The sequence below is a fragment of the Deltaproteobacteria bacterium genome (genome assembly GCA_017302835.1).
Lineage (GTDB): Bacteria > Bdellovibrionota > Bdellovibrionia > Bdellovibrionales > Bdellovibrionaceae > UBA2316.
In genome coordinates this window covers 226,746-236,290 of record JAFLCC010000005.1, presented here as the reverse complement: position 1 = coordinate 236,290, position 9,545 = coordinate 226,746, and the positions used below count along the sequence as shown (strand labels likewise).

Genomic DNA, 9,545 nt, shown 5'->3' with positions numbered 1-9,545 from the left:
TTTCATTTTAATTTTTCAAATCCACATCTAATGATAATTTAAATTGCCCGTCAGGAACTTTTCGCAAAACAAAATCACCTACTTTTGTAGTTAATTGGAGATCAAAAAAATCTTTAGAATAAGACTCAAACCGTTCATTAAAAAGTGAAATATCACAAAGTACATAGTATTCAGCTATCCCAAATTGAAAGGGATATTCAGAGAGTTTCAATTTGGGGTTCTTTTTAAATTCACTGTCAAATTTAAGAAGAACCTGTTGCAGAGTAATCTCCTCAGCTTGCAGCAATGCCAAAATCAAGTCTTTTTCTTCATCAGCATTGAGCTCTTCTGAAAAGATTTTTTGCGATTCAGATTCTACAGGAATTTCAAACAAAAAGGGAGTCACCCCGCCCATGTCAAAGTCCGAAGTTAATTTTATTTGGCTCGGATGACTGACAAAATAATCCAAGAAATCATTTTTATTCTGAAATGATAGTTTTAATATTTCTTTTAACGTTCCCTGCAATCCCATCACATCTGTGGACATGGCATAAGTGACCTGTTGTTGGAGTATCTTAATTTGCGCCCTGATCTTGTCTTGAATATTTAAATCTGAATTTGAAAAATGTTGATTGAAATTTTTTAAAGATGATTTTTTAATTTCATGTTCTTCTATCAATTTTTTATTTTTTATTTCATTTAAAATACGATCTACATTTTTAATTCGAAACCGATTCCCATAATTATTTAAAAAGGAAAGTAAGTTTTTTGCCTGCTCATAACTGATATACTCAGGCGATTTATATAATCCTTCATAAAATTCGGTGATGGCATTTAGGTTCTTTCCAGCACTCCGTCGTCCTTCGAAATAACTTTTTGACAGCTCTTGACGTTCCTTCTCTATGGCCAATTTCACATCTTCTACGGCTGCCAATATTTGATTAGCAGCTTCATCAGCTTGGTTAAAAAGAGCTTCATTAGAATGAGGTATTGGCAATAGCTCCGCAAATTGAACGCCCTGAGTTTTGATTTTCTTTATGTCTTCTTGGTATTTTTTTATCCTTTCAGAATGATGCTCTAGAGCTTCCTCCTGGCTTAACTGCTTTCGACTTACCAAAATATCGTTCAATGAGCCCAGTAAGGTCTCTGCCCCTGTCCCCGAATATTTTGTTCGTTGATTGAGCAAGCTTTTCAGCCATTGAAGTAACAGCCTTCCAGAACGAGTCGTTTCAATATACCTTTGACCGTGACTATCGTGAGTGTCTTTAAAAACCTTCAACTCACCAATGGTCATTAAAAAGAATTGATGAATTTTATTCTCAATACTTTGATTTTTTTTCCCCGTATAAAACTTTATTAAATAAGTCTTAAAAACCTCAACTGGTAATTTTGAATTCTCGTCTTCAAGTATCTCATAAAGATCCTGAATGATGATCGCATATTCTTTCCAATCATCCTTTTGCAAAAGCAAAATGTAAGGATGATGACTGAATAAATTATCCAGCTGCTCCTGATTAAACTTAGAATTTAATAAATCATTAGTATTTTGCACCGGCCACCTAGAGCTATTCAATTTCCATACTTTGGTCAAATCAATAATATGAATTATCGTTGGAATTCATTTTCCGCATCCGGATTTTGATATCTCATACTAATTTCAGACTATTATGGGATAGCGGATAACACCATGGAAGAGTCTGACTTTCGAGATGTGAATTCCTAAAGATTCAAGGGCTATTTAAAACCATCCTGATCGAGTCCTCGACCTTGCATTCAATCTATAATAAAAAAAGGAGTTTCTATGAAAATTTTATTTGTTATCATCCTGTCAATATTTTTCCAAGCCTGTGACCGCCACCAGGATAACTCGGATAGCCCAGCCCAACCTGAACCCATTATAAAAACTGCAGAGACAGATGATTTTATTCCCGACGATGAAAGAAATTTAATTATTGGAGGAGAAAAAGTAAAGAAGAAAGAAGCGATTGATAACTATGTGGTCAGCATCGTTAACACTCAGCAAGGCACTCTTTGCACCGCAAGTATTTTGACAGAAGAATTTCTCTTAACTGCGGCCCACTGCTTGTCAGGTGCTCCGGAAGAAATTAAAATTTCATTTTCCTTAAAAACCTCAGATAAAAAACTACGTTCCATTTCTAGCTACCAAATTCATCCCTACTGGAATAAAAGCAGTCAAAGCAAAAATGCCTTTGATATCGGAATTATTTACTTTAAGGGTGGACTTCCGAGCGGCTATGAAAAGGTCAATCTCTTACCCAGCTCCTACAGATTCCAAAACAATCAAACAGTTGAACTGGCTGGCTATGGAATCAAGGATGGCGAGGATAACTCAGGAGCTGGAATTTTAAGAGCAGTTGAGGCTAAAATAAAAGAAGCCAGTTTCAGCGAGACAGAAATATTAATTGATCAAACGAATCAAAAGGGCGCCTGCCATGGAGATTCTGGAGGACCTGCCTTCGTGAAGTTAGCTGATGGCAAGCTTCTCTATTGGGGTATTACCAGCCGAGGTTATGGCCCGAATGACAAAGACTGTGAAGGCTATTCTATATACACGAAAGTGATGCCTTTTAGAAAATGGATCAATCTTAACGCGAAACAAATGAAGGAAAAATAAACAACCGCAACAATCCTTTTTTAATCTTGCAATAAAATACCCAATCCATATAAGGTAGCCAATGCATGGCACCTTATATGAAAACCGATCCGAAGAAAATAAAGAAATCTAAAGAAAAAAATTCTAAAAAAGAAGCTCCTAAATTAATGAAAAAAATGAACTCCTTAAAAACAAGTAAAAAGAAAGCAACTCCAAAATCCCTATCTCCAATTTTGGATTCAAAAAAATTAGTTGCTACTCAAGGAATGTTTTTTCATTTAGAAAAAGAATTGAAGCTAGAAATTAAATCTACAGAAAAAAGACTTAGCTCAAAATTTCACAAAATCGACGCCCGCTTTGCTTCCATCGATGCCAGATTCAACAAGATGGAAGCTCGATTCAGCGACATTGATGCAAGGTTCAACAAAATGGAAGCCCGATTCAGCGAAATTGATGCAAGGTTTAACAAAATGGAAGCTAGATTCAGTGAAATCGATGCGAGATTTAATACAATTGAATCAAAACTTGATAAAGTATTAGCTGAAGTTCACAGAATGGCTGTACTTATGGAAGAGCAAAATGCCAGAAATCGATTCGTTCTTGAAGGCTATGATCAGCTTTACAAGCGTCAAGATCGATTAGAAATCGAAGTGGAGAGAAGACTTAAAAACATCGAAGAATTGATTATCAAAAAAAAAGAATTTTAGAACTTTAATTGGCCTTTCCGTATCGTTTTAGTTAAAGACAAGAGAACTGCTGATGGTGAATAACTTCGGTTCTATCGCCTAGCTAGAAATAGTTTTCATTTCTCTAAACTAAATCAAGAACCTTGCTGCTTAAAGGCCTCCCGAATTTTGATCGTTAATATGGGGCATCTGAGATTATTTTGGACATTCTGTCAAACATTGTCTAGAAGAAGGCCTTGGGAGACGAGAATGTACAACAAGCTGCAATTTATAAGTCTTAATATACCAAATGACAATAGAGCAAACCTTAAGGATCTAAGCTCCTACATTATCGAAGAAAAATTCCATCTACAATCCTACCCTTTTTACAATGAAATTGAAAATGTCTCTCATCTAAGGAAAGCATATATTTCAAGTAAGAATTCCTACTATAGACTCGATACTCTGAGGCTTGCAAACACTCTCCTTTTTCATTTTGCGAATGGAAATACCTATAATATTTTTGAAATTTTCAATTTTGGAATAACTGGTTTGTTGCCCCAAGGTTTCTTACCACCAGACTTTGAAAAATATGTCAATCCAGCGGTTTTAAAAGAAAATACAAAGTTAGCTAGTTTCTTAAATAGCCTTTTTCATGAAAACCGAATCATTGATTTTTATATTATTGCCAATGCAATATTGATCTTAATTGAAAATGCTTTTAAGCTGGCCGACATTCTTACTGAAAAAGAAAAATTTAAAATCTATTTATCTTCAGGCTTTAACCCAGCTAACCGGAGCATCAAATTATTGCCAGTTTATTCTTTCACTATAAATGAACATTTAAAAGAGGATTTTATTTTAGGACCTACCGCAGATACCTTCAGTGAAAGGTCTTTTTATTCAGGGGGATTCTCTCTGTGGAATAAAAATACAAACCCATTTGTTCCAGAGAATTTATATTTTATAAATAATTCATTTTATAATTTAGATACTAAAGAACTAACGATTATCCCCATTCTCAGCACTGAAAATAAAATCAGAAATCAATTAAATTATTGGGATTTTGATCCAGATATGGATTCAGAAACTGCTGAACAATCAGGCAACATTCGTATCCAAAAATTTACTAATTTAAATCCCATTCTCAGCTGGCTGAACAAAGAAAAAATCTCCTATGAATACTCTAATTCCCCTCAGCTTATCAGTTCAAATAAAGCTCATCCCGTTCTTTCTTTGAACACCTTAAAATCACCTCATGAACTCACTTTTGCAATTAAAGTCTCAAGTGATTTAAATTCCTTCTATCTGATGAACTTTCTAGAGGATATTCGCTTTTTTTCCCAAGGATTCCTAGACGGTATGTCTGCCTTTTTTTACGAAGACAGGTCTGAACTCGCTTCTGGAAAAAAGAATTTTAAAAGAGAGATGGACCTTAAATTTTTAAGACATCGAGGTATTGCTTCCCTTATTTTGTTAGAAACAATGAACTATTATTTAGGTGACCCTTCTAGCGATGGAACCTCTATTAAATCTGAAGATGAGTTAATTGAGTTTTTGAATGTGAAGTGCGCTGTTTTACTCAAAGTCGACGGACTCCCTCTGAAGATGATTATCTCTAAAAAAGTTTATTCTTACCTTAAATCCTCAATACTCCACATCCTAGAAAGGTTGAATTTAGCCCCAATGACCTTTACAAGTCCTGGTGAAGTTATCATTCTCGAAAATGAAAAAATCATTGTAGCTCAATTTGCTAAAGTTATTCTTGAAAGTTATCTGTCAATAGATAAGGGAATGGCTTCCATAAAAGTTTCCCTCAAAGAGAACGAAACCCTTATTAAATCATTATTTCAGAAAAATACTGACATCCTTCTATTGAACGATAAAGAGTCTTCTTCTCTGGCTAAAACTATTTCTAAATACCTACGCAAAGAGCAATTTCATAAAATAGAACTAGAACCTAAACATGGTATGGAACTTTTAAAACAAATTCCCTACTTACTAAGTAAAGGTTGGCAAATTGCCTATGATGACCATGACGTCGTCACCCTCACCGCAGATGAGGTGACGACATCTATTGAATTCAATGACGACAATCTGGATTGGTTTGAACTTCATCCAAAAATATTTTTCAATGGTATGAATGTGAATATCGACGAATTTAAATTTCAAGATTCCATGGGCATGGTTCTTTTTAAGGGAAAATATTATTTGCTTGACCCTAAAACATTGCCGAAAATGAAATCCTTAGAGAGATTTTGGAAAAAGATTTCCAACAAAAAAAATACCCCTGGTCACGGGGAAAAAAAGGAGTTTTATCGACTTCCTAAATCAGAAATTTTGGAGCTTTTAAGTTTGCACCATCGCGGAGTTAAGGTCGAGTCTTCTTCTGCCCTATGGAACAAGATTTTAAATTATTATCTAAATTTAAATGCTCAAAAAAATGATCTATTTATCAATAAAAAACTGACAAAAATCCTTAAACCATACCAAATAGAAGGAATTCAATGGGTCAATGATTTGTTCAATTTACAACTTGGTGGTATCTTGGCGGATGATATGGGTCTGGGAAAAACCCTACAAACCTTATCATTTTTCGAGCACCTTTCTAAATTGGATTTAATATCTTCAACTCATGCAAGTGGAAAATTGAATTTGATTTTAATGCCTACTTCCTTGGTGTTTAACTGGATCCATGAAGCCAAGAAATTTACGCCAAACTTGAATTTAATTCATTTCAACTCTCAAAAAAAGGAAATCATTTTAAAAGAACTTTGTGAAAATACTAAAAAATCCGTTCATGTGCTGATTACCTATGGAGTGCTTTGTGAAAATATTGAAATTCTTAAAAAAATAAAATGGCAGGTCATCGTATTTGATGAAGCTCAATATTTAAAAAATATTTCTTCCTACCGAGCAACCTGCGCCAGACAACTTCATGGAGACTTTAAATTAGCTCTTACAGGCACTCCTTTGGAGAATAACTACATGGAATTTTATTCCATCGCCGATCTCATCCTTCCTGGCTGTTTAGGTCAATATGAGACCTTTAACCAAATTTATGGAGTGGGAAAAAATTTAACAAAAGAAGACTTGGAAGACCTGAAACTTAAAATCAAACCCATCCTTTTACGAAGAACAAAAGATAAATTAAATATTCATTTGCCTCAAAAACATGAAAAAAGCATCGTTTTAGAATTTGAGAAAGAACAATTAGAAATTTACAAAAAACTAGCTCTTTCCCATAACGATCAAATTAATGAACTCCTTCTATCTCAAGGGGAAGGAAAAAGCCAATTGGCCATGCTTACCGCATTGTTGCGATTACGGCAAACCTGTTCTGATCCAAACAACTTACCTAAAATATTCTACAATAAAGTTTCGCCAAAACTAGAACATCTGATCGATTCGATAAAAGAACTGATTGAAAACAATCAAAGCGTTCTTATATTTACTCAATTCTTAACAACTCTTGAAAGAATTCATTCTCTCTTGAAAGAGGCAGGCATTTGCTGTTTAGTTATTAACGGGGCCATTCCGCAGAATAAAAGAAAAATGATTCTCGAAGAATTTGACAAGTCAGAGCAACCCATGGTTTTGGCAATGACCCTAAAAACAGGCGGAGTTGGCCTTAATCTAACAAAAGCCTCTACCGTTTTTCATGTAGAACCTTGGTGGAACCCTGCCGTTGAAAATCAAGCCACTGACAGAGTCCACCGTCTGGGACAAACAAAAAATGTCGAAGTATACAGACTCATTATGAAAAACTCCGTCGAAGAAAAAATCGAATCCCTTAAATCGAGAAAAAAAGGCTACTTTGATTCCTTATTTAGCGAATCTGAAGACATTACCACATCAGTAAGTGGACGGCTCACAAAAGAAGACTTTTTGTTTTTAATTCAATGAGGGCTATAAGTTCAAAATTCTTTCAACTTAACCCACTACAAATTCAAATTGATCGTGGTTTACTTCTTGAAAAAATCACAACAAAAAATAATTACCTCTTCCGTTCCTGAAGAAAGAGCTATGGAATTAACCTCCTTCAAGCACTCCAGAACACAGGATCTTATTTTAACATAGTCAGAACTTGAAATAGAGTAAACTCCAGTGAAGTGCACTGATTCTGGTGAAGGATTCAATTGAACGTCTAAAAGTGCTTGTTGTCGCCAATTATTATGATGATTTCCAATAAAACGAGATTTTGCATCAATATGACCTAGCTTGCCTGAGTACTTCCACAGACCGTTTTCACGTTGGATGTAATTCATATTTTCTAAATCAGATAAAATACTAAGGACAGAATCAACAGAAATATTAACTTTTTTTGAAATAGCTTCGGTACTTTGATACTCAGGAATACTTGTGAGAATATGAATATAAGAATACATCCATGTGCTAAAAAACCTCACAAGCTCTTCTTTATTCTCAATCATAGGTCTTTCAAGAATATTACCAATTTCGAGAGCATTACTTTGAATTGATTTTACTTTCTCCGTCAGCAGTTTTTTTAGAGGTCCTGGGGCGGCTCGTTCTAAATCAACAAGTAATAAAAAATAGTCACGCTCTTTCGGACTCAGCAAAAAAAATTGACTGACACCAAAAGCCTGTTCCGGAGTTAATTGAACTTTAGACCCCCTGCGCATAACTTGGGAAATATAACTGGCTTGACAATTAGCGGCCGCCGCCATCATTTTATACATACCCCTGATTTTGTTATTTAATTTAAACACCGCCGTCAGGAATTTCTTATATTCAATAAAAGAAAAAATATTTATCGTTTTTATTTCCATACATAAACAGTATATCATATATATATCAATAAGTTATAAAATTTAGTTAATATTTTATTAATTCAATTACAATAAAATAATAACATATAATTAGGGCAGAATAGCACGCCATGTTATCTTGCGTTTTAAATGATTCCGGCTCATCAAATAACAATTAACTGGACTCAATCTTGCTCGATTATGTTTGCGGCAAAGTTGACTCCCAACAATGGAGATTTTTATGTCTAAAATTATTTTTCTGCTTTTTTTAACTTTTGGATTTTTTCAGATCAGCAAAGCCGACGGTCCTGGTCTTACAGGTGGTGGAGATGTCGTCCCCACCGAGAATGGATCAGCTTGGTTTCTTGGCACAAACAAGAGAATCAACACTTGTATTGTTCGTGCCAATAATTTTTCTGTCCACCAGGATGTTATTATTTCAGATATTCGCAAGGCCTTTTCTAAATGGGAACAATATTATAATCTGACTATAGCGTCTGTTGACTACAACCGAACTGAGTCATCTACTCCGACATTTAATTTTACAGTCTCAGAGCTCTGTTCAGGAAAGGAAGATTTAGTGTTTTATTTCAATGTTTCGACTCCTGAAACTGAAAAGGCTAAAAAGTCTTTCTTTAATCCTATAGCGTTTTCCCGTCGTACAGATTTCAACAAAAAAAGTGGCTGGAGCAAAGGATTTGTGTGGTTTTCCAATTCTATTTCCCCTTATACCAGCTGGCTAAAAAAACAAAATCTTCTTCATGCTGCCATTTTGCATGAGCTAGGTCATATCTATGGAAATGACCATGTTAAAGAGACTATAATGACTCCTGATCTTCAACATTTTTTACTTTCTGCTTCAAATAGTGACATCCCTGAACAATTAAAATTTCTTGAATCAATAGACCACAATATTCAGTATATAAATCATAAAGAAAATTTTATGGGTCGCTTATATCCAGCATCCTGTGAGTTGTTGTTAGGAATCAAGAATTGTGGTTCTGATTTCTCAATCACAGCACCCGCAATCCTAAAAGAAATGACACCGTTTAGTTATTCACTTAGCTTTGATATCGGTGGTAACTCAAAAAACATAGATATTCAGATAACCAAAGACACATTGCAAACCTTTTATAACAATACGGCAAAAGCATTTCATGTATATTTAGACGAAGGATTTCCTAATGGAGTTTATATAGACCGCTACTCCATAGCTGGTGAAGGTTCAATTCAGTATGGCAACTTAACTCTACTGGATGGATCAAAATTACCTTTAGTCATCTCAAAAAATTCAACAAAATTTGGAGCGAAAAAATTACTTGTTCAGTTTTTTGATAAAAATGGGATCCCTATAGAACTTTTTAGCAGTTACACAGTAACTCAATAAATTCTCTTCAAGAGCTTAGCTGATAAAAATTTATCAGCTAAGCTCTTTTTGTTTTTCTGCGACTAAAAACCTAAATTAATTATCTTTATTAAACTTTGACAAGCGAATCCTTCTATAGTTTATTTCATCAG

General features: G+C 34.5%; 6 protein-coding genes. 4 read left to right on the top strand and 2 right to left on the bottom strand.

Going from position 1 to position 9,545, the window contains the following annotated elements; genetic code table 11:
- Positions 1-7 precede the first annotated feature (7 nt).
- Positions 8-1,531: a hypothetical protein gene (locus J0M15_07620; GenBank protein MBN8536907.1), complete on the bottom strand. Its 1,524-nt coding sequence runs from the start codon at positions 1,529-1,531 to the stop codon at positions 8-10.
- A 249-nt stretch (positions 1,532-1,780) separates the two neighbouring features.
- On the opposite strand from J0M15_07620, the gene J0M15_07615 reads away from it, so the two are divergent.
- From J0M15_07615 to J0M15_07605, 3 genes are all read left to right on the top strand, one after another.
- Positions 1,781-2,614, top strand: coding sequence for a trypsin-like serine protease (locus J0M15_07615; GenBank protein MBN8536906.1), 834 nt, complete (start codon positions 1,781-1,783; stop codon positions 2,612-2,614).
- 77 nt (positions 2,615-2,691) lie between these two features.
- Positions 2,692-3,300 (top strand): hypothetical protein, encoded by a 609-nt coding sequence (locus tag J0M15_07610; GenBank protein ID MBN8536905.1) that lies wholly within the window; start codon positions 2,692-2,694, stop codon positions 3,298-3,300.
- A 228-nt stretch (positions 3,301-3,528) separates the two neighbouring features.
- Positions 3,529-7,164: a DEAD/DEAH box helicase gene (locus tag J0M15_07605; protein MBN8536904.1), complete on the top strand. Its 3,636-nt coding sequence runs from the start codon at positions 3,529-3,531 to the stop codon at positions 7,162-7,164.
- A gap of 59 nt (positions 7,165-7,223) precedes the next feature.
- On the opposite strand, the gene J0M15_07600 is transcribed toward J0M15_07605, so the two are convergent.
- On the bottom strand, positions 7,224-8,066 hold the full coding sequence (locus J0M15_07600) for a TIGR02147 family protein (protein ID MBN8536903.1): 843 nt from the start codon (positions 8,064-8,066) through the stop codon (positions 7,224-7,226).
- A gap of 202 nt (positions 8,067-8,268) precedes the next feature.
- Here J0M15_07600 and J0M15_07595 point away from each other — a divergent pair, with 202 nt between their 5' ends.
- Positions 8,269-9,414 carry a hypothetical protein gene (locus J0M15_07595; protein ID MBN8536902.1) on the top strand — a complete coding sequence of 382 codons (1,146 nt, stop codon included), beginning with the start codon at positions 8,269-8,271 and terminating at the stop codon, positions 9,412-9,414.
- The last annotated feature ends 131 nt before the right edge of the window (positions 9,415-9,545 follow it).

Bases quoted from the DNA above. Each gene is read 5' to 3' on its own strand.
- J0M15_07615 (MBN8536906.1), top strand. From the start codon at position 1,781: ATGAAAATTTTATTTGTTATCATCCTGTCAATATTTTTCCAAGCCTGT.
- J0M15_07610 (MBN8536905.1), top strand. From the start codon at position 2,692: ATGAAAACCGATCCGAAGAAAATAAAGAAATCTAAAGAAAAAAATTCT.
- J0M15_07605 (MBN8536904.1), top strand. From the start codon at position 3,529: ATGTACAACAAGCTGCAATTTATAAGTCTTAATATACCAAATGACAAT.
- J0M15_07600 (MBN8536903.1), bottom strand. From the start codon at position 8,066: ATGATATACTGTTTATGTATGGAAATAAAAACGATAAATATTTTTTCT.
- J0M15_07595 (MBN8536902.1), top strand. From the start codon at position 8,269: ATGTCTAAAATTATTTTTCTGCTTTTTTTAACTTTTGGATTTTTTCAG.